General features: G+C 29.7%; 17 protein-coding genes and 2 pseudogenes. 7 read left to right on the top strand and 12 right to left on the bottom strand.

The window, feature by feature from the left end:
- Positions 1–8: 8 nt before the first annotated feature.
- Genes AVBRAN_RS09400 through argH form a run of 4 tightly spaced genes read left to right on the top strand, consistent with a single transcriptional unit; the run spans position 9 to position 4,515 of the window.
- Positions 9–1,355 carry an MFS transporter gene (locus tag AVBRAN_RS09400; RefSeq protein ID WP_214117830.1) on the top strand — a complete coding sequence of 449 codons (1,347 nt, stop codon included), beginning with the start codon at positions 9–11 and terminating at the stop codon, positions 1,353–1,355.
- Positions 1,352–2,332: a nucleoside hydrolase gene (locus AVBRAN_RS09405; RefSeq protein ID WP_239803110.1), complete on the top strand. Its 981-nt coding sequence runs from the start codon at positions 1,352–1,354 to the stop codon at positions 2,330–2,332. Before AVBRAN_RS09400 ends, AVBRAN_RS09405 begins: the two co-directional genes overlap by 4 nt.
- Positions 2,316–3,128: a hypothetical protein gene (locus tag AVBRAN_RS09410; protein ID WP_214119476.1), complete on the top strand. Its 813-nt coding sequence runs from the start codon at positions 2,316–2,318 to the stop codon at positions 3,126–3,128. Before AVBRAN_RS09405 ends, AVBRAN_RS09410 begins: the two co-directional genes overlap by 17 nt.
- 1 nt (position 3,129) lies before the next feature.
- The gene (gene argH, locus AVBRAN_RS09415; protein WP_239803111.1) at positions 3,130–4,515 is read left to right on the top strand and encodes an argininosuccinate lyase; all 1,386 of its coding nucleotides are present in this window, start codon (positions 3,130–3,132) and stop codon (positions 4,513–4,515) included.
- A gap of 143 nt (positions 4,516–4,658) precedes the next feature.
- On the opposite strand, the gene AVBRAN_RS09420 is transcribed toward argH, so the two are convergent.
- The 3 genes from AVBRAN_RS09420 to AVBRAN_RS09430 are packed head-to-tail and all read right to left on the bottom strand — an operon-like array spanning position 4,659 to position 7,714.
- The gene (locus AVBRAN_RS09420) at positions 4,659–5,876 is read right to left on the bottom strand and encodes an McrC family protein (protein WP_239803112.1); all 1,218 of its coding nucleotides are present in this window, start codon (positions 5,874–5,876) and stop codon (positions 4,659–4,661) included.
- Positions 5,866–6,513 (bottom strand): AAA family ATPase, encoded by a 648-nt coding sequence (locus tag AVBRAN_RS09425; protein ID WP_239803113.1) that lies wholly within the window; start codon positions 6,511–6,513, stop codon positions 5,866–5,868. Before AVBRAN_RS09425 ends, AVBRAN_RS09420 begins: the two co-directional genes overlap by 11 nt.
- A complete protein-coding gene (locus AVBRAN_RS09430) occupies positions 6,497–7,714 on the bottom strand; it encodes a hypothetical protein (RefSeq protein ID WP_239803114.1) in 1,218 nt (405 codons plus the stop codon). Before AVBRAN_RS09430 ends, AVBRAN_RS09425 begins: the two co-directional genes overlap by 17 nt.
- A gap of 89 nt (positions 7,715–7,803) precedes the next feature.
- On the opposite strand from AVBRAN_RS09430, the gene AVBRAN_RS09435 reads away from it, so the two are divergent.
- A complete protein-coding gene (locus tag AVBRAN_RS09435; RefSeq protein WP_239803115.1) occupies positions 7,804–8,919 on the top strand; it encodes a hypothetical protein in 1,116 nt (371 codons plus the stop codon).
- Positions 8,920–9,099: 180 nt separating this feature from the next.
- Here AVBRAN_RS09435 and AVBRAN_RS09440 read toward each other — a convergent pair whose 3' ends face one another.
- The 8 genes and pseudogenes from AVBRAN_RS09440 to AVBRAN_RS09475 form a co-directional block, all read right to left on the bottom strand.
- Positions 9,100–9,324, bottom strand: a complete 225-nt coding sequence (locus tag AVBRAN_RS09440; protein WP_275592003.1) for a BspA family leucine-rich repeat surface protein — start codon at positions 9,322–9,324, stop codon at positions 9,100–9,102.
- Between the two features lie 291 nt (positions 9,325–9,615).
- Positions 9,616–11,835: pseudogene (locus AVBRAN_RS09445) on the bottom strand (flagellin); the annotation flags it as partial.
- 40 nt (positions 11,836–11,875) lie between these two features.
- Positions 11,876–14,002 (bottom strand): autotransporter outer membrane beta-barrel domain-containing protein, encoded by a 2,127-nt coding sequence (locus tag AVBRAN_RS09450; RefSeq protein ID WP_239803118.1) that lies wholly within the window; start codon positions 14,000–14,002, stop codon positions 11,876–11,878.
- 96 nt (positions 14,003–14,098) lie between these two features.
- Positions 14,099–14,545: a hypothetical protein gene (locus tag AVBRAN_RS09455; protein WP_239803119.1), complete on the bottom strand. Its 447-nt coding sequence runs from the start codon at positions 14,543–14,545 to the stop codon at positions 14,099–14,101.
- Positions 14,535–15,467, bottom strand: coding sequence for a D-2-hydroxyacid dehydrogenase (locus tag AVBRAN_RS09460; RefSeq protein WP_214118912.1), 933 nt, complete (start codon positions 15,465–15,467; stop codon positions 14,535–14,537). Before AVBRAN_RS09460 ends, AVBRAN_RS09455 begins: the two co-directional genes overlap by 11 nt.
- Positions 15,464–16,522, bottom strand: coding sequence for an iron-containing alcohol dehydrogenase (locus AVBRAN_RS09465; protein ID WP_239803120.1), 1,059 nt, complete (start codon positions 16,520–16,522; stop codon positions 15,464–15,466). The genes AVBRAN_RS09460 and AVBRAN_RS09465 overlap by 4 nt, the downstream gene beginning before the upstream one ends.
- A gap of 9 nt (positions 16,523–16,531) precedes the next feature.
- On the bottom strand, positions 16,532–17,698 hold the full coding sequence (locus AVBRAN_RS09470; RefSeq protein WP_239803121.1) for a glutathionylspermidine synthase family protein: 1,167 nt from the start codon (positions 17,696–17,698) through the stop codon (positions 16,532–16,534).
- Positions 17,699–17,804: 106 nt separating this feature from the next.
- Positions 17,805–18,473, bottom strand: coding sequence for a hypothetical protein (locus AVBRAN_RS09475; RefSeq protein ID WP_239803122.1), 669 nt, complete (start codon positions 18,471–18,473; stop codon positions 17,805–17,807).
- Positions 18,474–18,581: 108 nt separating this feature from the next.
- Here AVBRAN_RS09475 and flgE point away from each other — a divergent pair, with 108 nt between their 5' ends.
- Both flgE and corA read left to right on the top strand, forming a co-directional pair.
- A complete protein-coding gene (gene flgE, locus AVBRAN_RS09480) occupies positions 18,582–21,086 on the top strand; it encodes a flagellar hook protein FlgE (protein ID WP_239803123.1) in 2,505 nt (834 codons plus the stop codon).
- 84 nt (positions 21,087–21,170) lie between these two features.
- Entirely contained in the window at positions 21,171–22,130 is a 960-nt protein-coding gene (gene corA / locus AVBRAN_RS09485) for a magnesium/cobalt transporter CorA (RefSeq protein ID WP_239803124.1), read from the top strand.
- A gap of 886 nt (positions 22,131–23,016) precedes the next feature.
- Here corA and AVBRAN_RS09490 read toward each other — a convergent pair.
- Positions 23,017–25,578: pseudogene (locus AVBRAN_RS09490) on the bottom strand (flagellin); the annotation flags it as partial.
- Positions 25,579–25,590 lie beyond the last annotated feature (12 nt).

Consider the following 25,590-nt stretch of genomic DNA (forward strand, 5'->3'; position numbering starts at 1 on the left):
GAGATTTAATGAATCAAATTCAAGATGATATTTTAAAGACAAAAGAAGGCAAAAAATCCTTTAAAAACGCAATCATTAGCTGTTGGCTAGGAACTGCTATGGAATATGCTGATTTTGTTTTATATGGCCTTGCGGCTGCAACCGTTTTTGGTAAAGTTTTTTACCCAGAGCAAACCCCTATAATCGCTCTAATGCTTAGTTTTGCAACCTATGGAGTTGGCTTTATTGCTAGACCTATTGGAGCTTTCTTTTTTGGTAGATTAGGAGATAAATATGGTCGTAAAGAAGTTATGATGATAACTATATTTTTAATGGGTGCAGCGACTACTTTAATAGGATTTATCCCATCTTATAATAGCATAGGCATTTTAGCACCTTTATTATTAGTAATTTTAAGATTTTTACAAGGTTTTGGAGCAGGAGCTGAACTTAGCGGTGGAGCTATTATGTTGGGTGAATACGCACCTAGCAAAAATCGTGGTTTAGTATCATCAATCATTGCACTAGGCTCTAATAGTGGGACTTTAATTGCTAGTGGAATTTGGTTTTTACTTGGATTTTTAGATGATAAAGACTTTTTAGAATGGGGCTGGAGATTGCCATTTATATTTAGCTTTTTAATAGCTGCATTTGCCTTGTATCTAAGACGCTTTGTAGGAGAAACACCTGTATTTGCAAAACAAAAAGAACAAATGCAAAAACAACGAGAACAAAATTTAAAAACTCACAAAACCGAAAACAAAACTTTTTGGCAAAAGAACAAATCATTTTTTATTATGCTAGGTCTTAGAATGGGAGAAAACGCCCCATCTTATATAGCTCAAAGCTTTTTAGTAGGTTATGTTTATACTATTTTATTATTAGACAAACAAATAGCTACAACAGGGGTTTTAATAGCTTCATTTTTAGGATTTTTAGTTATTCCATTATCTGGATGGCTAAGCGATAAATTTGGTCGTCGCATTATGTATAGGATATTTTGCTTATTATTAATGATTTATGCAGTTCCTGCATTTATGTTACTTGATAGCAAAAATGAAATAATAGTAATTTGTGTAATTGTCGTAGGAATGTGTCTTGCATCTTTAGGGATTTTTGGAGTTCAAGCAGCTTACGGAGTTGAAATGTTTGGGTGCAAAAATCGTTATACAAAAATGGCACTAGCTAAAGAAATCGGTGGCATTTTATCAGGTGGAACTGCACCATTTTTAGCAACTTATTTTATAAATCTAACTCATAATTGGTATTTAATCGCTGCTTATTTTATATTTATGGCAGGAATTGGATTTGTTACTACATTTTTTGCTCCTGAAACTAGGGGTAGAGATTTAAATCTTATTGAAGATGCTATATGAAAATCGTAATTGATACTGATATAGGCAATGGTATTTGTGGGGCTAATACTGATGATGGCTTAGCCCTAGCACTTGCAATTGCTAGTAAAAAGATTGATTTAAAAGCAATAACAACTCTAAGCGGAAATGTGATAAATCACAAAGCTTATGCAGTCGCAAGGAATTTAATTTCTAAATTAGGGATTAAAATTCCTGTATTTTTAGGCTCAAGTAAGGCTTTATTAGAAGATGAAACGCCGTGGAGAAAAAGACTTGATGAGAGTGTTTATAATTTTAAATTAGAACACTTATGGCAAGATTTTAAACCTATTAAACTTTATAAAAACACTAAATTAAACGCTGTTTATAAATTATGCGAATTAGCAAGAGTTTATAAAAATGAGCTTATTGTTTGTGCTATTGGACCACTTACAAACATAGCTCAAGCTTGTATTTTAGATAATGAGTTTGCAAAAAATGTAAAAGAGATTTTAATTATGGGCGGGGTATTTGATATGAGTAAATACCCTAAAGATACTAATTTTGGTTTTGACCCAGAAGCTGCTAGGATAGTGCTAAGAAGTGGGGCAAAAATCACTCTAGCACCTTACAATATCACAATGCAAACTAGCCTAACTCATAAAGATTTAGAAGAAATAAAAGCAATTAATAATAAACTATGTGATTTTTTATATACAAGTATTAAGCCTTGGATAAGCTATGCAGAGCTTACAAGAAATAGCATTGGCACTTGGATACACGATGCTTTAATAATTGCATATTTACTAGATTCTAGCATTTGTAAAAGCGATGAATATTATGTAGATATAGAAACTTGTGGCGAAGCAAGGGGCAAAAGCTTAAGATATGATAAAAATCTTAATATGAATATAGGCATTGATTTAAGCAAGTTAAACCTAGTAAAGGTTTTAAAAGATATTGATAATGAAAAATTATTAAAGCTAATAAAGGCAACTTTAAATGAATTTAGCAATTGATATAGGCTCAAATACTCTTAAAATAGCTGTATTTGATAAGGTTTTAAAAAACTACGAAAAGGTCTTAAACTTAGGACTATTTTATGAAAACGAGTGTATAAATGATGAAGGAATTAAGGTCTTAATCAATGCACTTGATGAGCTAAATTATGATTTAAGCAAGGCAAAAGTAGTTGCTACTGCAATTTTTAGAAAAAGTAAAAATGCTGATTTAATAGCTAATATGCTTTATCAAAAATACGGCTTTAAATTAAAAATATTAAGCCAAAACGAAGAAGCAAGGCTTACTAGATTAGGGGTTGGAATTTCAATTCAAGGTGATTTTACTTTAGTAGATGTTGGTGGGTATTCAACAGAAATTACAAGTAATGATAAAAAATTATTACTTGATATAGGACTTTTATCTTTTTATAAAAGCGTAAAAGAAAAAAACTTAGATATTAAAGACTACGCATATACACTTTTAAACCCTTATAAAAACGAGCTTAAAAACTATCCAAGACCAATTGTTCTAGCATCAAAAACGGGAATATTTGCAAAAAGTATTGCAAAAAATATTGCTTATAAAGATATTGATGATTTAGAGTTTCATAATAGCATTGTAAATAAAGATGAATTATATAAGTTAATTGATTTTATTAATACAAATAATGCCGAAAAAAGAGATTTAATGCTAGGAGTTAATAGAGATTTTGCAGTGCTTTGCGGGGCTTATTTTATTGATACTTTATTTGATGATTTTGAATTTATCATTTCAGCTTATGGGCTTAAAGAAGGAATTTTATTAGGAGAATAGTATGAAAAAATTATGGGGCGGTAGATTTAGCCAAGCTACGGATAAATTAGTAGAAAATTACACAGCGACTTTGCCACTTGAAAACAGACTTGCTTTAATAGATATAAAAGGAAGCATAGCACACGCAAAAATGCTTGAGCGTCAAAAAATCATAAACTCTCAAGAATTAGCAGAGATTTTAAAAGGCTTAGAAATTATTCAAAACGAATTTATAGAACATAAATTTGAGTTTAATATAAGCGATGAAGATATTCATATGGCTATTGAAAAAAGACTTAGTATTTTAATAGGTGCAAGTGCTGGTAAGCTTCACACTGCAAGAAGTAGAAACGACCAAACCGCACTAGATGGAATATTACAAATGAAAGAATTTGTATTAGGAATTAAAGCTAATTTAAAAGAATTAATGCAAGAGATTTTAAACCAAGCTAAGATAAATTTAGACTTAATTATGCCAGGCTTTACTCATCTTCAAACCGCTCAACCGATTTTATATTCGCATTGGATAATGGCGTATTTTTGGATGTTTAAAAGAGATTATGATAGATTTTTAAATCTATACAATTCATTAAACGAATGCCCGCTAGGCTCGGCTGCACTTGCTGGGACTACTTTTAATATAGATAGATTTTTTAGCGCAAATGAACTTGGCTTTGCAAAGCCAAGTGAAAATAGTATTGATAGTGTTAGCAATAGAGATTATATGCTTGAGTTTTGTAGTGTTAGTGCAATTTGTTTTAGCCATCTTTCACGCCTTTGTGAAGAGCTAATTATTTTTAATTCAAATGATTATAAATTCATTGAGCTAAGTGATGATTTTTGCACGGGTTCAAGCATAATGCCACAGAAAAAAAACCCCGATGTATGCGAAAAAATGCGTGGCAAAACAGGTAGAATTTATGGCAATCTAATCTCAATGCTAACTATTATGAAAGGTTTGCCACTAGCTTATAATACCGATATGAGCGAAGATAAAGCAAGTGTTTATGATACGCAAGATACCATAAAAGATAGTCTAATAATAATTACAAAACTAATTGCAAAAATGAAACCAATTAAAGAAAATATGCTAAGAGCAGCTGCTAATGGATATTCAAATGCTACTGATTTGGCTGATTATTTAGCTAAAAAAGGTGTGCCATTTAGAAAAGCTCACGAAATTACGGGAAAATTAGTAAGCTATGCAATCTCAAAAAAACTTAAATTAGATGAATTAAGCTTAGATGAATTAAGGCTTGAGTGTGATTTAATTGAAGATGATATTTATAAAGCAATTGATTTAAAAACTTGCGTTGATTTAAGAAATTCTTATGGTGGGACATCAGAAAACGCAGTAAAAACCCAACTCCTAAACGCTCAAAAAACATTAGAAAATCTAGGAATTTAATTTGAAACTATGTTTAAAGATAGTAAAAGCTATCTTTAAACTTGCAATTTATTATCTTAATAATTAAGCTTTTTATTTATATCTAATCATATTTTAAATTCATAAAACCTAAGATTATAACAAATCACAATGCAACTAAAATATCAACCTAAAGGAGCAAAAAGAATTTGTAATTTTATCTTAGTATTAAAGCAATCTAAGTTATATTCTAGTGTTTTATACCCTAAACTACCATCAAAAAGTGGATATATAAGCCAAACTTCACTAACTTTAAAAGCTATTGCATAGGCAAATAATTGATATAAATCAGCTTGGCTAATATCACTTAACTTATTTATGATTTTATACTTTGTATCAGCGATGATTGTTTTATCTTTAAGCTCAATTAAAATATCAGGTCGCATTAAACAACGCTCATTTTGACCATCTTTTATTAAGTGTTTTTTTAATAATTGAGTGCTTATTTTTATATTTGGGTTGTGTTTTTTAAGCATAAAAGCTACATAATCTTCAAAAAGTCTATTCATATCAAAAAGCAAAGCATAAGCGTTATTATCCCCCGCAAATGATGTAAAACTAAAACCATTTAAAAATAACTTACACCATAAAAGTATGTTTTCATAATAACTATAATGCTTATTTTTTACACTAAATTCACATTTTTTAATATCAATTAAACTAATATCATCAAAAGTCTTTAAATATTTTAAAATCTTTTTATTTTGACTTAGTTTTTTTAAATGAAATAATGTAGTTTTTATAGTTTGATTTATCGCATTGTCTATGATATATTCATCATTTTCGGTAAAAAATCGCTCTTTATGAATTAAGTTATGTTTTAAATTCTCATTAAAAAGCAATTTGCCTTTTAAAGTTGTTCTATTTTCAGCTATTTTTATATAATCACTCATAAGCCCTTTATTTAAAAGCACGAAAAGTTCTTCTAAAAACATTTCAACAAAAACTTCAAAAAGTGGCATTTTTTCATCTTTTAGCGTTGCTTTAAGCGATTTTTTAAACGGACTTTTTTGTAAAGTTCTTAAAAGTTCTAAAAGTAGCTGCTTGGGATTTAACTCTCTTTCTTTACAATCCTTAAACATCTCATCTTTTAGCTCATAAGCCTTGCTTAAATCTATTCTTGGCATTATCTCATTACTTGGTTTTGAAACCTTAGGATAAATTTCTAAAACCCCACTTTTTGTCTTTATAAGCCCTACATAATTTCTTGCTTTTAGCTTATTTTTACCGACTATTCTTAAAAACTCTGGGTTATTTTCAGCAAAGCTCATAAGCTCATTTAAAAACTCATCGTTATCAAGTGAGCTTATTATTTCGTGTTCGTGGGCTATTTTATTTGCCATAGATTTTATTAAACCAATCTTTTGTTAATTTATCCAAAAACTTATTATTTATGCGTAAAACTTCTTGATTTAACATATTTTTACTTACTATCAATTCTTCATTATCATTAAGCACCGATTTTATCTGCGAATAATCATTATAAAAATACTCTTCTAAAAGTGGTAAAATCTTATTTCTAAACACAACTTTAAGCTCATCAATTTTGTTTATACCCATAAAATACGAATGTCCGATAAGCTTTTCATCTCCTATTAAATATTCAATTCTTTCATTCATTTTATTTAATAATTCTTGAAGATTTATCCCATCGCAATTAGAATTTAAAAGAAAACTATTAGGCATCATCTTTTTAAACTCAAACCTACGCCTTAATGCCGTATCAAGGGTAGTGATACTCTTATCAGCTGTATTCATAGTGCCTATTATATAAACATTATTTGGCACACCAAAACTCTCTTTACTATATGGCAACACTACTTCTAGCTCTTCAGTATTTCCTAGTCTTTTACTAGGTTCAATAAGTGTGATAAGCTCTCCAAAAATCTTACTAATATTCCCACGATTTATCTCATCAATGATGATTATATATGGCTTTAAATCTTCTTTTTGGTTTTTATAATCATCTTTTTTTCTCAAACTCAAAAAGCTTTTTATAAAGCATAAAATAATACCTCGCATTACCATGATAAATTTTCTTGCTCTCAAACTTTGGCTTTATATCTATATAGCTTTTTATATTTCCTATTTTAAATTCTTCGTAATCACGCTTGATTGTATCTACAATTAACCTTTGGTCACTTTGAACAACTCCACCAAGCTTAAACGAAAAACACTCGCCGTCTTTATCATAAAAAATACTATGAATATTTACACCATTTTCTAGTAAAAACTCCTTGTTTTGGTCTAAAAACTCGCTTTTTACATACTCAGCAAAATAATTTATCAGCTTGTCAAAATTTAGCTCATTTGGAGTAGAGTAATTTATATAATTTTGCTTAGCTTTTTTACACAAATCCTTAAACACACCATCAGCTATCACATATCTTAGCTCATCGTTATCAAAATCAGGTCTAATTCCTTCTACAAATTCTTCATACCCATAGCTTTGATGAAAGGTTGTAAATACTATTTGCCCGTTTTTTACATAGTCTTTAAATCTTTCTTGCATTGCTTTTCTTGTGTAAATTTCGTTTGTTTGAGTTAAAAAATCTTCGCCCAAAATCCCTAAAGCTATATTTATGGTATTGTAAGTCTTGCCAACTCCAGGTGCTCCATATAAAATCTGATTTAACGGATAATCCATATTTACCTCTATTTTATTTTCGTTTTTATTTATTGTTAAATAATCATCTTCTTGAAAATTATTCATATAGTTAATTAAAAATACAAATTTATCATAAATTTGCTCTTTTAAATTCTCGTAATTGTCACAATCTCCAATAATTTGAAATTTATCACTATTTCTATCAAAAACACCATCAAATTGCATTTTTCTTAATGCTTTAAAATCGCTACATTCATTGCTTTTTACAATATATAAAGTAAATTTGTTTCCGTTATCATAAATTCCAAACCATATATAAACATTGTTCCAATTACCTTTTTTATGGAAAGTAGCATAATTATTGCTTTTAAACTGTTTATGGAAAGCAAAACCTTTGTAATCTTGTTTTTGCAACACCTGTATATTTGTATATATTTTAAAATTAAACTTATTCAAAACTTTATTAAATCTATGCGTTAAATTTTTAAAACTAACTTGTTCTTTTTTATAATATTGATTAGCAATTTTGATGCACTCTCTAAAACATTCATAAATTTCTTTTCTATCTAGCACATATTACCCCTAATTTTCTAATTTTCTCTAATTTGATTAATTATATTATTATATGCTAAAATATAAGAAACTATTTAAAGATAAAAAAAATGAAAAAAGAAAAGCTAGAAGAAAAATATAATTTTGTAAAAAATAGTGCAAAATACAACTCATTAATATACAAAACAGAAAAAATAGTAGATAAAATAAAAATTTTATACTTACGTATTAAACACAATAATTCATTAAAAATTAAAAAAGAATTAAACTTAATAAAACAAGCTGCAAATATATCTGGAGATTTATTAAAAATAATATCATTAGCATTGGCACTGACAACATTTATTTCATTTATAATATATAATTATTTTTATTTTATGAATTTTAAAGAGATACCAAAACATGATAATGTCGAAATTTTTCATTTTGGTATTATTAATATAGTAGCATTTTTAATTCTTTTACTAATAAATTATGTTCCAATGTTTATTGTTATGATAATAAAAGGTACTCTTGCAAATATAAAAATAAACATAGAAAATAAACTAATAGATTTTATTGTATTTTTCATTTTAGAGGTAATTATAATGATAATATTTATGCTTGCTCTAGCAGGTTTAACATTTGGAATTACACTCACAGGCTTGCTCGAAACAATTGGAAACAATGCGGCAAACGATAGTTATATAAATAAAATAATTTTGCCTATAGTAATATTTCCAATTATTAGTCTATTATTTATTCATGCAAAAATTAATTATGTTTTAATTAATATTATATGGATTTGTACTATTACAATCTTTATTTTTAATTTAAATTTCAATTTTTATTCAATTTTAGGATTGGGTAAATACAAAGCTGATATTATTATTTCACAAAGCGACCTAAGTTTCAGCTATATTTTAAAAAAATATAAACAAACCCACGAAAACAATGTTATACCTAAGTGTGAAAACCAAAAGCTAGTTTGTGTTTTAGATGATGGTAGATTAAGTATCAGTAATGTAGAAATTTTATTTGATTCTGGAAGCGTAGTACATGTTGAAAATATTTATAATCCAAATAAAGTTTTAAAAATAAAATCCGAAAATATAGATATAGAAAAAATCGATAAACAAAACAATAAATCTAACGAAACAAACAACGAAAGCAAAGAACAAAATGAACAAGATTTAGAAAAATCTAAAGAGAATAAAAAAGAAGAAAGCACTACAAAAAATAACTAGAATTTAAAATCAGAATTTCGTTTGTTTATAACTCTTAAAACTTAACTAAACAAACAAAATTGAATTTTTTAAATAACTTTATCAATATTTTTGTTTAATTTAATCATGCTTAATAAAATCCCTAAATTTATAACCAAATTAAGCGTTGAATTTACTAACTCCATAATAATACTTTCTAGTCTAATTATTGGCTAATTTGCCACAACTTTTAAAAAACATTCCATCTATTTTTTTCGCACTACTCATATCAAAATCAATAATTTGATTTAAACTCTTGCACCAACTAAACATTCCTGAAAAATCTTCAACATTTTTAGTATTAAAACTAAGCTTTTTATTTAAACTATAACAATCATAAAACATAGCACTCATATCATGCACATTGCCTGTGTCCCAAGTATTAATACCTTTTCAAAAAGATAACTCATATCAGTTATAAGAGTAGTATCAATCTCATAAAACTTGATATTTTGAGTGTTCAAAATTTCTTTTAGTTTATCTTTAATATCTGGTTTCAAAAAATAAAATTCTTATTTAAATTCTTTATTATTTTTTTATTTTTATCACTTTTAAGGCTTATATTAATAATAAGTTATTGATTTAAAATAATAAGAATTGATTTGGGATTTTGTTTTTTTTCTTTTATTAACTTAAGAAGTAAAAAAGGTGCTAAGGATAGCACCTTTAATATTAAAACTATTGTAATAATCTCATTACGTTTTGTTGAACAGCGTTAGCTTGGCTCATTGCATATACACCTGATTGAGCTAGGATTTGGTGTTTACTAAATGTAGCACTCTCAGATGCAAAGTCAACATCTCTAATATTACTTTCAGCTGATTTAACATTTACTTGAGTAACTGAAATATTATTAACAGTTGAAACAAGTTGGTTTTGGACAGAACCAAGGTCACTTCTAATTGCTTCAAGAGCTTTTTGAGCTGATTCAGCAATATTCATCATTGCTTGTGCGCCTTTTAAAGTCATTACACCTGCAGCATAACCATTCTTATTATCTCCTGCATCAGTTGCTTGCCAATCATTAGCATTAAAGCCCATTGCATCTGCTGTTTCTCTATCTATAGTAGCATTAGTTTCTCTTAAGCTAACTGTTTTTTCAGAAACATTTTTATCATAGCCTATTGCACTTGTAACATCCATACTATGCAATTTACCATCAGCTCCAGTATAATCTCTAGTAGCTTCTACAACTATGTCTTTACCATTAGTTGATGAAAAACTTAATCTTCCAAAGTTAGTCTTAGTATCGTTAGTTAAGCCTATCATATCTTTAAGACCAGCTCTATCGCTTTCATTTAAGCCTTCTTTAACACCTTGTAAAAAATTAAGAGCTGCAACTGCTATGATTCCATTAGTTCCTTCAGCTTCGCCCATATTATGACCTTTTGATAAATCTATAACCTTATTTAATGCTTTCATTGCAGTATCCAAGGCAGCATTAGCATCACTTAAAGTCGCATGTTTAGAATTTGTATCTCCAACTGCTACTTTTACTGCTGCATTAGCATCTTTTAAAGCTATTTCATATTCTTCAGATATTGCAGTATGATTTGCAGGGTCTTTAAATGCTTTAGCACTTTCCAATTGTAAAGCACCAAATTTTTCTGCTTTAACACCACTTAAATCTATTTCAGTTCCATCTTTAATTGCTGTTTTAATGGCATCAGCTGAAGCTTTAGCTACTCCATCAGCTGCGTGTCTTGCTGCTTGTTCATAATAAGCATCTTTAACATCATCAAATGAATTTTTTGTTGAAAGTATAGAACCAGCAGCACCAGTAGGATCGGCTTCAGAAGCTGCATTATCACCGCCCCAAGCAGCCGCACCAGAAAAATCAACAATTTTTTCACCATTAGCACCATCTAAATCTCCAGCAGCATCAGTATAAAACACATGCTTATCTGCTACTTTAGCTGCTTCAGTTGCCGTAAAAGCTTTGCCAGTTGGATCATAACTCTTATCCACCCCATCAGTTATCTTAATACCTCTACCATCTCTATTAGCAAGTACTAATCTTCCTTTTTCATCAACACTAGCCTCAACCCCTGTTTGATCTTTAACAGAGTTAATAGCAGCTCTTAAAGCTCCATTTCCATCTTTATCTTTAACTTCAATAGAACCAATAGTAACACCATTTATACTAAAGCCTTGTAAAGTAGTTCCTGCTTTAATAGGTTGTTCAAATACACTTTGAACCGTAACAGAAGCTTTAATACCTGTTTTATCAGTAGATTTATTAATAGCTTCAACTAAAGCACCTAAACCTTGACCTGCTTTAATATTATTACCTTGAGCAATTTGCACTGGCTCAAATGTAACATCATTAATTCCATCTACGTTTTTAAATGTAAGATTAATTTTATCTCCTAAAGCAAGGTCGCTTTGTCTTACGTTATGCCCAGTCTCAAACCTAGTTAAACCAATCTTATCACTTGTAGTTGCCCCTATACTAGCCTTAACTGTCTCATTTGAATATGCACCAATTTGAAATTCTTTGTTTGAAAACGTTCCACTTAGAAGCTTTTGACCATTGAATGATGTAGTATTACCAATATTGTCTAATTCTTCCATAAGTCTTGAAATATCAGCTTGAAGTGAGCGTCTTGTTTCAGTTGTTTGACCATCTTGAGCTGATTGAATAGCTTTATTCTTAATTGTATCAAGTATTTTTATTTGCTCATCCATAGCCTTATCAGCTGTTTGAATAATACCAATAGCATCATTAGCATTCATAATAGCTTGACCAAGAGAACTTGCTTGACTTCTTAAACTATCAGCAATTGCCATACCTGAAGCATCATCAGCAGCAGAGTTAATTCTAAAACCTGAGTTTAACTTGTTTAAAGAACTGTCAATTGATCTATTGTTCATAGATGCGTTTGCATGAGCGCTTAGCTAGTGGGGGTTTGATAAAAAAGGGCTTAAAGCCCTTTTTTTAAAATGTATATCTAATGGTTGAGTTTATTTCATAATCATTTGTAAGTTTTGTGCCAAAGCTTCTTTCAACACTTAAATTCAATCTTAAATTATCGCTAAATGTATATGCTGTGCCAACGCTTACAAATCCTCTATCGCTAGCTCCTAATTTGCTTTTTACCTTAGCATTTACTCCTTTTATAATATCGCCTATTAAAAGGTCTGCTTCTTTAGTTTGAGTATCAATTACTGCCCCAACACCAGCTCTAAATGTAAAATCATTTACGCTATAACCTGCAAATATTTGTGGTTTAAATATTAATGGAGAATGAGCATCTACATTTATTTTAAACTTATTAAAGATTTTTAAGCTTGATTCATATTTGCCGATATATCCAGTGATTATCTCAAGGCTTGGTTCAAGATAAAAATTATTATTTACATTAAATCTATATCCGCCCTCTGCACTAACTAAGAATGAATTTTGAGATTTAACATCAACAAATTTACTATCATAACTACTTCTTATATATTTTAATACCAAATCAGCAAAATATCCATCATTGTGAATATAACTTAAATACGCTCCTACGCTAGTGTCTTTTGCTCTTACACCTGCATTGATTTTATCATAGCCAAATAGCACACCAGCAAGAATATCAGCATTATTTAAGCTAGTTTTTTTATCTGCACCAATTTGGGTTGAATAGTAATTGAAATTATTGTTACCATTGCTAAAACGACCACCATAAATTCTAAACCAAGTCCCAATATCCGCATTTAAACCACGCACTTCACCTAAACGCTTATTCATATTATTGATTTGAACATTTAAAGTGCTTAGAGCTTCTGCTGTTATATCGTCTTTTTTCTCATCTAAAATTGTTGTAGCTATTTGATTTGCTAAGGTTTGTGCTTGTGCTTTTACTTCAGGAGCTGCATTGCTTAAATCTCCATTGTGTGAAGCTGCTAAACTGATTAATGCGTTAGCGTGAGTTTGAGTATTAGCCGTATAAATACCACTTGACATTAACTCTTCTTTAGCTTTTTTGCCTTCTTCTGTATTGTTTGTAATATTTGCTTGAATTTCTTTTAATTGCTCTTCTAGTTCTAGTAAAGTTGTATTAGCTGTAGTTAACTCTGTTTTAGCTTTTTCAAGGTCTTCACTTGCTTTATCTAAAGCTGTTTTAGCGTTAGCATTGGTCTTTTTAGCTTCTTCAACTTTAGTTTGAGCTTCTGTATATACTTTCATTGCTTCTTCAACTTTGGTTTGGGCTTGAGCTTGTAAAGTTTTATTATCTGTTATTTTTTGTTCTTGAGCTTGGATTTCTTGTTGTTTTAAAGTTAAGCTATTTTTATAATTTTCAAGACTTTTTTCTTCTTCTCTTTTTTTAAATACCAAGCTATTATGATTATTTGAAGCTTCATTAAACTCAAATAACGCTTGTCCTTTTTGTTGTCCCAATGGAGCCATGGTATCATCACTTAGTTTTACGGCTAAATTAGCTTCTTCTTGAGTTTTTATAGCATTTTTTACATTTGTTTTTAATGCTTCATTATTTGGATCTTTTTGTAAATTTTCTCTAGCCTCAGCTAGTTTATTCTCTGCTTCATATTTTTTATTTAATAATTCTTTGTGTTGCTCTACTAATGTGCTTAATTGCTTATTTAAATCATTATAAGCTTTTTCTTTGGCAGTTAAATTAGTTTGAGAAGTAGCAATTTGACTTGTTAAATCTGAAATAGCTGTATTTTGCTTAGTTATCAAATCACTTATTCCTTGTAATTCTTGATTTAAATTATCTTTTTGAGTATTTAAAGAATTACCTTGATTTACTAAATTAGTATGTTCTCTTTCAGCTTGATTTTTCAAACCCTCTTTATCTACTGCTGTTAATGTTGCTGTATCTATAGCCTTTGCAGTTTCTTTAAATGCTTTATCTTTTTCTTTATAATTTGTATCAGCATTATTTACGCTTTCTTGTTTTTGAGTTATTAGAGTATTTTGCTCTTTAATCTTGCTTTCTAACTCTGTTTTTTGACTTAAAAAAGTTTCTAAACTATTACTTAAACTATTTTCTACTGCATATACATTTGTCCCTAGTAGTGCCACTGCACAAACCGATGAAAATAATACTTTTTTCATAATTTCTCCTTATTATAAATTCCATCTAAATATAATATTTTTTTGTAAATTTTATTAGATTATTAGGAAAAAATTATTATAGAATAATAAAATTTATTATTTATTAATTTTAATGATAATATTTTTTGAAGAAAACTCACATTTTAAATCATCAACAACATAAGTTAAATCATCAATTATTTGAGTAAAACCATTTGGAGTTTTTGAGTAATTTTTCTTAGAAAATATATTTTTACATAAAATTATATCTTTTAACAAATCATCATAATACCATTTGCCAAAAAATTTTTCATTAAAGCTTTTTTTGGTATAGCATTCGTTGTTAAAACATATTTTTTCATTGATTTTAAAAGTATTTATGTATTTTCCAAGTGTATATAAATCAAGACTTAAATCACCTTTATTATCCTTTAAAAAACCTTGTCCTTTAAACTTAATAATATCGCTTTTAATAGTTAGATTTATAGTTGTAGTTGGAATTTGCTTAGCACAAGAGCTAAAAAATAGGGCTAAAATTAGCCCTAAGTAAATCTTATTTACCATTTAAAAAATCTCTTAAATTATTCACCATCATTGCCACTAGCCTTGTAACACACTCACAAGCAGTCCAAGCTATGTGCGGGGTGATTATTAGATTTTGCTTTTTGCTTATGTTTAATAAAGGATTATCGGCACTCATTGGCTCAACTTCTACAACATCAAGCCCAACACGGATATTTTTACTATCAATTGCTTTTGCGAGTGCTACTTCATCAATTATCCCGCCACGCCCAAGATTTAGCAAATACGCATTATCTTTCATCATTGTTAGTTCTTTTTCGCTGATTAATTTATATGATTTGTCGTTAAGTGGAGCGTGAATGCTTATAATATCGCTATTTTTTAGCAATTCTTCTAAGCTAACTTTTTTAAAATCAGCATTGTTATTATTGCCACTAAGACTTGTATAAATCACATTAGCACCAAACATTTGTGCTATTTTTGCAACTTCTTTTCCAATAGCTCCAAGTCCTATAATTCCCCAAGTTTTGCCTTCTATTGTGTAAATTCTTCTTGAATAATCGCAAAATAATTCGCTCTTAGCCCAATTGCCTTTTTTTGTGTAGTCATTATAATAAAGAGTTTCGTTCATTAATGATAAAAGTAGAGCATAAGTATGTTGAGCCACACTTTTTGTGCTATAACCTGCTACATTTTTAACTACGATATTAAATTCTTTTGCCGCAACCAAATCAACCGTATTCATACCCGTTGCACTAATTAAAATTAGTTTTAAATCAGGGCAAGCTTGCATAACTTCACGGCTCATTTTGATTTTATTAATCACTGCTACTTCGCATTTTTCTAATCTTTTTACTACTTCATTAGGCGATGATTTTTCATATAATACAACTTCGCCAAATTCTTTAAATGCGTCAATGTTTTCTCCACCTAAGGTGTTTGCGTCTAAAAATACAATTTTCATTCTTTCTCCTTTTTATAAATTAAAGCATTTTTTATCTCATCAAGATTTGTTATAAAACCACGATTAATTAGATTAATAACATCGCTAGATGCAAGGACTAAACTAGCTATTTTGTCAATATGTTTTAAAAACTCATCTTCTTTTATAAAATCACTTATTTTAGTAGGTAAATTGATTTCTTTGTAAAACTTAAGCAATTTTTCATATTCATCATATTTTTTCTCAATTAGTAATTGGACTAAAATACCAAATGCTACTAATTCTCCGTGCAAGAAGTTTTTTTCTATTTCTTTAATATAACTTATCGCATAGCAAGTTGCGTGAGCAAAAGCTCCATTATATTCAATATTAATTGAGCGTGAAACATAGCCAGTATTTACTATTATTGACATTACGACATTTTTAAAACTCAAATCATCATTTAAAGATTTTGCATATTCATAGTTTAAATCTACGCACAAATTACTACAAATTTTGCCAAAAGAATTTGAGTAATTTACGCCTATATTATTAGCTTTTGCATATTTTAATTGCAAATCAAATTCGTAAAATTTCGCCATCGTATCGCCAATACCTGCTATTAAATACCTTTTAGGAGCGTTTTTAATAGTTTCTAAATCTATAAAACATTTAAAAGGCGGTTCTTTAAAAAGCGCTAATTCTTTAAACTTTTCATCTTCATAAATAACAGATAGAGCAGATACAGCAGCACAAGTTGCAGCGATTGTTGGTATAGTAATTATTTTTAGATTAAAAGCATTTGCTATGTATTTTGAAGTATCTAAAACCTTACCACCACCAATTGCTAAGACTAAATCAAATTCTAAGCCTTTGCATTCATTTATAATTTTATTAATATCATTAAACGAGCATTCTTTAGTATGTGTTAGATGATAATTGCCACTAATTGAGTATTCTAATTTATCTTTAAATTTCGCAAATGCCGTAACTCCAGCAATAACTAAAATATTTTTATAATTTTGTAATTCTTGTTTTAAATTCTTTTTAATATCAAAATCAACTACAAATGAAGTAAGACTTAGAATTTCTTGCATATTTTTCCTTTATTTAATAATGTGTCCTACGAATTGTGCGTAATTATCTATAATAGTTCCACCTTTTCTAAATCCAAGTCCGCACGCTTCGTAGGCAAAAAATACCCCAGCTTGATAGAACTCGCCATTATATTCGTTAAGTTCTGCAAATTCTTGATAAATAAATCCGTTATTTTCATAATCTCCATTATTTTTTGTAATTATTTCGCCATTTTTGTCCAAAATCGTAACATTTGCACCTTCACGACCAAAAAACGGCTTTTTAACTTGTTTAGCGTTTTCAAGTGGTAAAAAGCTAGTTTTTAATAAATATTTATGATTTGGATAAAGCTGCCATAAAATCTCTAAAATAGCCTTGCTTTGAAATAATAATGTATAAGCAGGATTTAGGATAATTGCTTTTTGGTTTTTGATTATTTTTGTTAGTAAATGTGCTAATTCGCTTTCTTCAATAGCTATTATTTCCCAAGGAATTAGCATAAAGCAAAACTCATAATTCTCATCAGCTAAAAACACTCCATCTTCGCTAAATTCAATATCTTCAACATAAGCAAACTCGCATTCATATCCAGCGTCTTTTGCCATTTGCATAAGTAATCTTGTAGTTAGCTCTTCTTCAGTATTTTTTACACTTGTAAAAAGTATTTTCCAGCCTTCATATACTTCATCAAAATTACTTACATCTTCATCTAAAGTTGATAAGCGTTTAAAATTATCAACGATTGCTTCGTAAGTGTGATTGAATTGATTGCTTTCATCTAAGTTATTTAGTCTTAATTGCTCAAATTGTAAAATCGCCGTTTCAAAAAGTGCCGTTGGAGTATTTGCATTAAACTCAAGCAATTTAATAGGTAAATTATCAAGCCCACCAGCTAAATCAAAACGCCCATATAAATGCCAATGAACTTCATTTTCCCAAGATAATTTCACAACTTCGTGTAAATTAAAAGGAATGCCAAGTTTATCTAAAAGATTATTATCAATTACATAAGAACCTGCGTTTATAAACATATCATATAGCTCATTACAAGCGTTATAATAATTATTTGCTTCATCTTCGCTAATTATTATTAATTTATCATCTACATATGATTTTTTATCTTCATTTGTATGCCAAGTAAAACCCATATTTTCTAGCTTTTCAGTGCTTAGTTTTTGAATATTTAAAAATTTCATTTTTCTCCTTTTAATAAAAGCTGATTTTAACAAACATTGATAAAGCTTTTATGATTAATTTTTTTTTGATATCATGAAATGTATTTCGTGAGTGGTCTTGACACTCTTAAAAGCAGAGTTTTACTCTGCTTATCAAATCTTCATTAAAATCACTTATCAAATCATCTAAAAATCTTTCTAAATTTCTTGGATTTATACTGATATAGCAATTTTCATATAATTTATAACTAATATTAGAATATTTGTTATTTCTCATTTTTAATAAATTCTCAAAATGACTTGCACGATTTCTAAGACTTAAAAATAGTTTTAATAATGCTTTATTTTTATTATCTAAAAAAATATTAGTCTTTTGCCCGTTTATTATTATGTAGTTTTTATTATTCTTATCAAATCTTTTTAAGTCTAAATCTGAAAATATATACTTCTCAATTTTTTCATCTTCAATAATCTTAATTATCGTTCCTAGCGTAAGATTGCTTAATAATTCATCTTTTGTAGGTGTTCTTTTTTTGCTTTTATATAATTTATTTATTTGTTCTTTTATACTTTCATTTTCGTAATCTAAAAGCCAATCATCATTATTAAACTTTTTTGCCAAAATATCATTTAAATAATTTCTTAAAGTTATTTCTAAAATGCCTATTTTTGGGGATAATTTTGAAATTAATTTAAGATTTTTAAAATGCTCGTCTAAGTCTTTATAACTTTGTAATCTTGTATTTGATAAGCACTTTATTAAATCTAATCTAAAATTATTTTTTATACTATCCACAAAATCCCCTTATTTTCGGTATTAAATAAACATTTTAATATAAAAAAATAAAATTGGAACACCTTTTGCTAAAACTTGCTTAGAGAATTTAATTACAAGGATATAAAAATGATGAGATCACTTTGGTCTGGAGTATCAGGTCTTCAGGCACACCAAATAGCAATGGACGTAGAAGGTAATAACATAGCAAACGTTAATACAACAGGCTTTAAGCACTCTCGTGCAAATTTTAGCGACTTGATGAACCAAACAAGCAAAGTTGCAACAGCTCCACAAGGAGAGCTAGGTGGTAAAAACCCTATGCAAGTTGGACTTGGAACTCAAATTAACTCAATTACTAAGATTTTTGCTCAAGGAAGTATCCAAACAACTAAGAAAAACACAGACTTAGCTATCCAAGGCGATGGATTTTTCGTAGTAAGCCCTGATGGTGGTAAAACTTATAAATATACAAGAAACGGGGACTTCGTTCGTGATGCTTATGGTAACTTCGTTGATAATAATGGTTATATAGCACAAGGTTGGTTAAGAGATGAAGTTACAGGCGAAGTTGATACGACATCTCCAATTAGAAATATAGTAATAAAACCAGGTCTTACAACCCCTGCAAATCCTACAACATTAGTTAGCTTAAAAGCAAACCTAAATTCAGGTAATAGCATAGGTGATAAAAAAACTCCAATCTATCAGCTAGATAGCAATCACGAATGGACTAATATAAACGGCGATGGTATTAAAGTTGATGCGGGTGTGCATAAAGAAAACGATGTTTCACAAAATAGCTTTATTACAAATAAAAATGGTGAATTACGCTTAAATGAGCGTGGCGTTGATATGGGGGTATTATTCAATGCTAGTGGAGAAAGTCTTGGACTTAGAAAAGGTCAAGGAATTTGGGTTAGTTATGCAGAAGCTAGAACTCAACAACTTAATTTAAATGGGGTTGATAACAATGGTAAATTTAATGCTCCAGCAAATTTAAATATAGAAATTAATGGCACTCAAATTAGTGGCAGTGTATCAAATGTAGCTGATATAGCAACTGCTATTAATGGAGTAAGTGGTAAAACAGGCGTAAGAGCTGATATAGTAAATGGAAATAGACTTATTTTAGTAAATGATAATAAGCAAGGCACAACAGCAGCTATGAAAAACATAGTTTTAAGAGCTGGAAATGGTGCAACTCAAGATAACACAGGTCTTTTAAATGCAGCAATAGACCATCAAGATGGCAATGGTGCTAGTATTAAAGTAATTACTGCTTATCAATATACTTATGATCCAAACCCAACTAATACAGCACACGCATTAAATGCTAATATGGAAAGAACATTTAATACCACAGAAGATTTAAGAGAAGCTATGCAAAAAGATGCAAGGCTTTATGTAAATTACGATGGAAGACAAGTAACTGATGCTGATTGGGGCACAACTGGGACTAAAAATGATGGAGTTGAAATCATAGTAGATGCTAAAGGACAATTCGTTATCAAAAATCCTAAAGGAGACGCATTTAATGCTGATGATGGCGATGTATTTGATATGAGCACAGAAGCAATCAACGAAAGAGCTAGATTATTATTTAATGGTAATGGTCAAGGGGTAAATTTTCCTAATGGTATGCAAAGACCACCTTTAATAGCGTGGGATCAAGCAACTCCAGCAGAACAAGCTCAATTTATTGAACTTAACCCTGTTGTTAAAACTCCGGCAAATGCTAATCAAAACGAAGATGATTTCAATATGTTCTTAAGCATTAGCAATCTAACAAATCCGGCAAATAATGTTAATGAAAACGATAAGTTTATGAAAACAATGCAAGGTATGCAAGGAGCACTCACAAGTGGAGATGGAATTCGTCAAACTCAAGGGCTTTATATGAGCGCACATAGTTCAAGTATTGATATATTTGACTCACTTGGGACAAAACACTCAATCAAATATGACTTTACAAAAATCGGCTACACAGATGATGGTGGCACAGAGTGGGGAATAGTAATTCAAGTTCCAGAGCCTTGTGAAATCAACATTAGTGGCGAAGGTCCAAAAAATGTCCTAACAGGAACAATTAGATTTAATAGCGATGGTTCATTACAAGGATTTAGCCCAAGTTCAGTAAGCTTTACAGCAAACAACGGCTCAACTCCTAATCAAAACATAGATTTTTATTTCGGTAATCCAAATGATTTTGATGGAATTACAAGTTATGATAGAGAGAGCAATACAAGTGGTATTTCTCAAGATGGCTTTAGTGGTGGGGACTTAAATGGAATTAGAATTGATGAAAGCGGAACGATAATAGGAAGCTTTACGAATGGTAGAAGCTTTGGTCTAGCACAAATTGCGATGGCGACATTTACAAATAACGAAGGTTTAGAAGCTGAAGGCGGCAATGTTTTCACTCAAACATCAAACTCAGGTGAGCCAGTAATCGGAGCTGCTACAACAGGTGGTCGTGGTAAAATCCAAGCATCTAGCCTTGAAATGTCTAACGTTGATTTAAGCACATCTTTAACAAACTTAATCGTAATTCAAAGGGGTTATCAAGCAAACTCTAAGACAATTACTACAAGTGATCAAATGCTTAACACACTTTTACAATTAAAACAATAATTCTTAGGATTTAAGCTTAGCCTTAAATCCTATTTAAAATTTCAAAATTTTCATTATAATAATTAAAATTTATAAAGGATTTTTATGCTTTTTATTTATTATAAAGACAATTTAAATGTATTAAAACGCACTATTAATATCAATGAAGAAATACCTGAAAATACTTTATGGGTAGATTTGTTTAATTTCAACCTAGATGAGATTGCTTATATAGAAAATAATTTTAATATTAAAATTCCAAACGATGATGAAAAATACAACATAGAAGAAAGTGCGAGATATTGGGAAGAGCAAGATACTATTACTATTAATAATGTGTTTTTAAATAAAGACGCTCTAAATCAAACAACCACTACAAAAGATACGATTACATTTTTACTAAATAAAAAAGTATTATTTACAATCCGTGCTAGAGAAATTCCGACCTTTGCTTCTGTAGAAAACATAATTCTAGCAAATCCAACTCATTATAAAAGTGGCTATGAGATATTAAGCGAGATTTTTGATATGAGAGTGGATAAAGATGGAGATGTGCTAGAGTGGATTGATAAAGTTTCAAGATTGCTAAAAACCGAGATTTTAGAGCAAAAAAATGCTCTTGATTATGATTTTTACCTTGCTAAGATTTCAAATCTTCAAGATTTAAATATGCAGATTAGGTATTCGTTATTTGAGAAGAAAAAGACCTTATCATCACTTATTAAAAGCGATAAAATAGGCGTTCATATTAAAGAGAATTTAGACATAATTTTAAAAGATTTAAATTCTTTAATAGATTTTAGCCTTTCGCAACTTGGGATTTTAGATAATATACAGACGATTTTAACTAGCAAAATTGACATAGAACAAAACAAAATCATAAAGCTTTTTACCGTTGTTACCGTTGCTATGATGCCGCCTACTTTAATAGGGACAATTTATGGAATGAACTTTGAGAATATGCCTGAATTAAAATTCCAATATGGGTATTTTATAACCTTGAGCCTAATGATAATCTCTACAATAATACCTATTATATTTTTTAAGAAAAAACGCTGGTTGTAAGGGTGGATTTAAAACAATCATAAATATTTTTTATGCTAGTTTTTTGATTTTGCTTAGTTTTTATAAAAAAGGTGCTAAGAATAGCACCTTAAAATAATTACAATAAAAATATATCGCTAAAATCTAATTTATGTTAAATTATTTATTTTGCTATTATTTACAATGCTAATGCAAGTTGGAATTAATATATTTTTATCTTTTATACACTAGCACTAAATCATTTTTGATATGATAATCTCTACAATATTTTAAATCACTTGCAATGCGTAGTTTTTATAAATCAGCTCTTAGACTTTTGTTAGATTTTATCAGCTTTGCTTAGCTTGTTGTATTGTTTTTTTGTATTGCTTTGATAGATGGATTTCATATATTCTTACTATCCATAGCTTTTTTATACTCATCGTAATTTTTACACTTAATTACATTGCCACTTTCAACTTCTTTTAACGCTTTGTAACACTCATCGCTATTATAGTAATGATTGGCTGGGTATTCAAGAAATCTTACTTTTTGTTTTTTTAATCTTTATCGGCTCATTAAATGCCTTTACTAATTCTTTTAAAGCCTTTAAAAATACGGATTATTATTTGTTGTAATTGTTACATTTATATTTGTTACTTTTGTAATCGTTAGTATTATTAAGCGTTAAGTGAAATTCTAATTTTAAATTCTTAAAAGTGTAAAATGTTTTTTGATTATGTTTTTTAAAAAGTTAAAGAAGTAAAAAAGGTGCTAAGAGTAGCACCTTTTTTGTTATTACAAATAATCTTTAAAACTATTGTAATAATCCTAGTTGTTTTTAAGGCGACAAGCACCTTAAAAACTCCATTCATTAACGCAATAATCTTTATTGCGTTTTTAAAGATAGCCGAAGCTATCTTTAAAACTATTGTAATAATCTCATTACGTTTTGTTGAACAGCGTTAGCTTGGCTCATTGCATATACACCTGATTGAGCTAGGATTTGGTGCTTACTAAATGTAGCACTCTCAGATGCAAAGTCAACATCTCTAATATTACTTTCAGCTGATTTAACATTTACTTGAGTAACTGAAATATTATTAACAGTTGAAACAAGTTGGTTTTGCACAGAACCAAGGTCACTTCTAATTGCTTCAAGAGCTTTTTGAGCTGATTCAGCAATATTCATCATTGCTTGTGCACCTTTTAAAGTCATTACACCTGCTGCGTAGCCGTTAGTATTGTCCCCATTATCTCCAGCTTGCCATTCTTCATTGTTAAATCCCATAGCGTCAGCTTGAGCTCTACTAATTGTTGCATTAGTTTCTCTTAAACTCACTGTTGCTTCGCTAACATTTTTATCAAATCCTAAAGCTGAATTACTTGTAAAGCCATTAGCGTCTTTAACTTCTACTTGAATATCTCTTCCGTTATTTGAAACAAGGCTTAATCTTCCCATATTAGTTGAGTTAGTTGTATTTAAGCCTATAATTGAGCTAAGACCTTCGTTATTAGGCTCATTTAGACCTGCTTTAACACCAGCGAAGAATTGTAAATATGAGTGAGCTACCATACCTTGTTGAGCTTCTGCTGTATTCATTGATTTATCAGCAGCTGCATTTACTACTTCTTCTAATTTTTTAGTTAATTTATCTATAGTAGCGTTAGCATCAGCTTTAGTTGTTTGATTTTTTAAACTAGCAAATAAATCAGTAATTTCTTTAGCTGTAGTTGGATTAGCACCATTAGTGAATGCCGTATTTGCTAGATTTGCAGCACCTATAGCAGCCACATCAAGATTTTTAAAGTCTACTTCTTTTGCACCAATAGGCTTAGCAGTTGTTTCAAAAGTTTTTAAATCAGTTCCTAAAGTTTTTACTGCAGTCATATCTGCAGGTGCTGCTTTAGCTGCTGCATCCAATTTACCTTGTAATGTATTTAAAGCATCATTAACTGTTTTAACATCATCTTTTTGATCGTATGCTGCAAGGTTACCTAACTCTTTATTAGCAGCTGCAGTCGTTGCTGTTGCATAAGTTTGAGCTGCTGCAGTAATAGCTGTTTGTAAATCATCTTGTTTACCTGCAGCTAATGCGCCTTTATTTGCTGTATTAAATGCATCTAGTTTATCAGTGATATCAGCAAAATCAGTTGAATTTTTAATTATATCTTTTAATTTTTCAGCAGCAGCATTACCTTTAACTTTATCTAAATCTTTACCTGCATCAGCAGCTTCTCCAATATATCCATTTAGTGCTTGAATAGCTGCATCTTTAAACTTATCTAAAGCTTTTTGTTCTTCTGTATGGAAAGCATTATAAGCATTACTTGCTGCTGTAGCTTGTTTAGTCTTAGTTAAACCATCGTTATAAATAGCTGCATCTTGCACTCCGTGAGCGTTTTTAACATCTCCGAAACTATTTTCCCCAACTAAAATACCACCATTATTTGCAGTCCAAGTATCAACTAAACTTAAATCCACACCTTTTTTATTGTTGCCATTTACTGCATCTCTTACTACTAAAGAATGAACATCATTAGCTCCATTAGGAACTTTCACATTATCCTCAACCTTAATTCCCCTACCATCTCTATTTGATAATACAAGTCTACCTTTAGTATCTACAGAAGCTTCTACCCCTGTTTGATCTTTAACAGCATTAATAGCAGCTCTTAAAGCACCATTAGCGTCTTTTTCTTGAACGCTTACTGTTCCGATTTTTACACCATTGATTGAGAAATTTGAAGTAGTTTCACCAGCTTTAATAGGTTGCTCAAATGTTGAAATAGCAGTTACACTGGCTTTAATACCTGTCTTATCACTAGCTTTATTAATTGCTTCTGCTAACGCTCCAAGACCTGTGCTAGCACTTACATCGCCTTTACCATTTGTAAGTTTTACAGGTTCTATTGTCACATCATTAATACCATCAACATTTTTAAATGTTACACTAGCAGTTCCTGTCAAATCCGCCGCTCTCACATTATGCCCAGTCTCAAACCTAGTTAAACCAATCTTATCACTTGTAGTTGCCCCTATACTAGCCTTAACTGTCTCATTTGAATATGCACCAATTTGAAATTCTTTGTTTGAAAACGTTCCACTTAGAAGCTTTTGACCATTGAATGATGTAGTATTACCAATATTGTCTAATTCTTCCATAAGTCTTGAAATATCAGCTTGAAGTGAGCGTCTTGTTTCAGTTGTTTGACCATCTTGAGCTGATTGAATAGCTTTATTCTTAATTGTATCAAGTATTTTTATTTGCTCATCCATAGCCTTATCAGCTGTTTGAATAATACCAATAGCATCATTAGCATTCATAATAGCTTGACCAAGAGAACTTGCTTGACTTCTTAAACTATCAGCAATTGCCATACCTGAAGCATCATCAGCAGCAGAGTTAATTCTAAAACCTGAGTTTAACTTGTTTAAAGAACTGTCAATTGATCTATTGTTCATAGATGCGTTTGCATGAGCGCTTAGCTAGTGGGGGTT

Source organism: Campylobacter sp. RM12651, assembly GCF_022369475.1.
GTDB lineage: Bacteria > Campylobacterota > Campylobacteria > Campylobacterales > Campylobacteraceae > Campylobacter_E.

Excerpts from the sequence above, each read along its gene's own strand:
- AVBRAN_RS09410 (WP_214119476.1), top strand. The coding sequence starts at position 2,316 with ATGAATTTAGCAATTGATATAGGCTCAAATACTCTTAAAATAGCTGTA.
- AVBRAN_RS09400 (WP_214117830.1), top strand. The coding sequence starts at position 9 with ATGAATCAAATTCAAGATGATATTTTAAAGACAAAAGAAGGCAAAAAA.
- AVBRAN_RS09460 (WP_214118912.1), bottom strand. The coding sequence starts at position 15,467 with ATGAAAATTGTATTTTTAGACGCAAACACCTTAGGTGGAGAAAACATT.
- AVBRAN_RS09455 (WP_239803119.1), bottom strand. The coding sequence starts at position 14,545 with ATGGTAAATAAGATTTACTTAGGGCTAATTTTAGCCCTATTTTTTAGC.
- AVBRAN_RS09435 (WP_239803115.1), top strand. The coding sequence starts at position 7,804 with ATGAAAAAAGAAAAGCTAGAAGAAAAATATAATTTTGTAAAAAATAGT.
- argH (WP_239803111.1), top strand. The coding sequence starts at position 3,130 with ATGAAAAAATTATGGGGCGGTAGATTTAGCCAAGCTACGGATAAATTA.
- flgE (WP_239803123.1), top strand. The coding sequence starts at position 18,582 with ATGATGAGATCACTTTGGTCTGGAGTATCAGGTCTTCAGGCACACCAA.
- AVBRAN_RS09420 (WP_239803112.1), bottom strand. The coding sequence starts at position 5,876 with ATGGCAAATAAAATAGCCCACGAACACGAAATAATAAGCTCACTTGAT.
- AVBRAN_RS09405 (WP_239803110.1), top strand. The coding sequence starts at position 1,352 with ATGAAAATCGTAATTGATACTGATATAGGCAATGGTATTTGTGGGGCT.
- AVBRAN_RS09470 (WP_239803121.1), bottom strand. The coding sequence starts at position 17,698 with ATGAAATTTTTAAATATTCAAAAACTAAGCACTGAAAAGCTAGAAAAT.
- AVBRAN_RS09465 (WP_239803120.1), bottom strand. The coding sequence starts at position 16,522 with ATGCAAGAAATTCTAAGTCTTACTTCATTTGTAGTTGATTTTGATATT.
- corA (WP_239803124.1), top strand. The coding sequence starts at position 21,171 with ATGCTTTTTATTTATTATAAAGACAATTTAAATGTATTAAAACGCACT.
- AVBRAN_RS09450 (WP_239803118.1), bottom strand. The coding sequence starts at position 14,002 with ATGAAAAAAGTATTATTTTCATCGGTTTGTGCAGTGGCACTACTAGGG.